The sequence below is a fragment of the Oceanobacillus luteolus genome (assembly GCF_042678205.1).
Lineage (GTDB): Bacteria > Bacillota > Bacilli > Bacillales > Amphibacillaceae > Oceanobacillus > Oceanobacillus luteolus.
This window is the reverse complement of sequence record NZ_JBHUDE010000090.1, coordinates 1-2,217: the sequence shown is the minus strand read 5'-3', so window position 1 is coordinate 2,217 and position 2,217 is coordinate 1. Positions and strand designations below refer to the sequence as shown.

The 2,217-nt window shown below is 32.5% G+C and carries 1 protein-coding gene and 1 pseudogene; one reads left to right on the top strand and one right to left on the bottom strand.

The features are described 5' to 3' along the window. A pseudogene (locus tag ACFSBH_RS12380) lies at positions 1-129 on the top strand (cupin domain-containing protein); the annotation flags it as partial. A 645-nt stretch (positions 130-774) separates the two neighbouring features. Here ACFSBH_RS12380 and ACFSBH_RS12375 read toward each other — a convergent pair. Then, positions 775-1,893 (bottom strand): Ger(x)C family spore germination protein, encoded by a 1,119-nt coding sequence (locus ACFSBH_RS12375; RefSeq protein WP_251517693.1) that lies wholly within the window; start codon positions 1,891-1,893, stop codon positions 775-777. Between the last annotated feature and the right edge of the window lie 324 nt (positions 1,894-2,217).

The following is a 2,217-nucleotide window of genomic DNA, read 5'->3' as shown; positions in this document are numbered from 1 at the left end:
CATAATTTAATCAATACTGGCAATACTCCATTAAAACTTTATTCAATATATGCTCCACCTAATCATCCGTTTGGTACTGTTCATGTCACTAAAGAAGAAGCAATGGCTGCAGAAGAAGCTCATCATTAGGAAATAGAGGTTTTTAACTGATGTAGATTTAAAATAAAGTTTAACCGTTTATAAAAAAGTTGCACCGTTTTACCTCTTTAGATTTTTATCTGAAGGGGTGTTATCGATATTAAATAATTGATTTGGTGTAATCACCCAAAAAACAGTAAGAACTTAAACGGTTTTTACTGTTTTTTTATTTTTATTTTGAAATGGATGTACAAATTCCAACTAGGATTGCATATATCCAAAATGGATAATTAAGCAAGTGATTATTAATTTGACAATACATAGATTTAAACCTTATTTTCTCATGTGAACAAAGCCTTATTTTAATCTAAATTAAACCCTAAATGGACTGTTTATGTCTGTCAAGCTACTTGAGTATTTATACTGATAATTTCAAAGAAATTAGGATAGATATGATAAAATAAAGGTAATGGTACGAATAGGGAGTTACTGAAATGATGTTTAAAGTAAAACTTTTTGATGCTAAAGGAAAAGAACTTGAAATTGAAAATAAAATCATTGGTGAACTCGTGTTTGAATCTAAACAAGCATTTTAGAGAATGCTTACCACCTGACTTCCAATATAAAGTAATTTCTAAAAAGGTAAATTCAAATAATGATAAGAAATAATTTTTGCTTATTAGAAGGTGATCAACTTCAGTGATCACAAAATGATTCCACTCTTCTAACATTGACTTTTACCTTTGGATTAACAAGGATATGCTCATAATAATTTTCTCCCTTTATTTCTTTCCATATAGATGGATGAAAGACAATGAGTTCTCTACCTAATCCAAGTACGTCACTTTGATTCGCTGCAAGTTTTTTGAACAGAGCATCCGCTTTTTCAGTGAGAATCTTTGATAATCGTTTTTCCAAAAAATTGATCATTTCCTGCTTATCTAGATGGTCTGGAGGATAGTCAACAATCTCTACGTCCAATTGCAACATAATATCAGCATGTACCTTTTCTTCTTTTTCCAGCTTAAGTTTTCTTGATACGCTTTTTACATTATAGCTGACGGATCCGCCAGCTTTTTTATCTAACTGTTCTGTTAAAAGTGCTTTTTTGGATTGTGTTTCCATAAATAATAATAGCAAAGTACTTTCATCAGTGGAAAGAAACTGTCCGGTAAAGCTGTGGTCATGAAAAAGAGCAGTTCCATTTATTTTAACTTCATTATCTTCCTCGTCCTTGCTCAGATAAGGGAGCATGAAATCTTTTCCTTCATCAAACAAATAGGTGCGAATCGATCTTAGTGTAATATCCTGGATCTCCGAATGTATTTCACTGCTGTGAATCAATTCGTACAGATATTCCCCTTTTTCAACTTCATTTTCGGATAAATGGGTAATTATCTCATTTGCACTGTCATCTGTCACAGCAATTTTGGCGTTTAAATCCACCCTTGGATCCCGGTAAAGAGAATCCAGCACATTGTAGATATCACCTTTGGCGATGTCGATTCCTAAGATTAAAGTTCTTCCTTTTGCTGGATCGTAATTACCAGGTACGCTTTGATCAATTGTCATGCTTGCCTCTTTTATCAAACCTCCTTTTCCAGTTACCAGTTCATTCGATATGGATATTTCCCCCCTGCTTGACTCACTAATATTCATATCTCTAATAATTGAAGTTATTTGATAATCACCATTCTCATCCAAGTCAAAACCCGATATATACACAGTACGGGAATTCTTTAGAAGTCTTTCATCCCAGCACCCAGCTAGTAATGGAAGAATAAATAAGATCAAGAAGAGCTCATTTTTTCCCATAGGTCGATGCCACCTCTCTTTTAAAAATAATTGTTATTAAAAGCAGTAGGATAGGGATAATAATGCCGAAAATAAAACTTAAATGCTTTAACCATTTTTCAAGTAAGGTAATCTCCATATAATAAAATATTATCGAAACGATAAGGACGAATGTTCCAGATAGTATCACAGCAAATTTATGTTTGATATGGATTAATTTACTTATTCCCATACTTGCTGAGTAAGCCCGAACTAAGAAATTTTATAATAGAAGCAACTAAAATTAAAAACAGAAACGCCAAATAACCGTGAATCTGAGATGTTTTAAACAGATTTACGGTTATT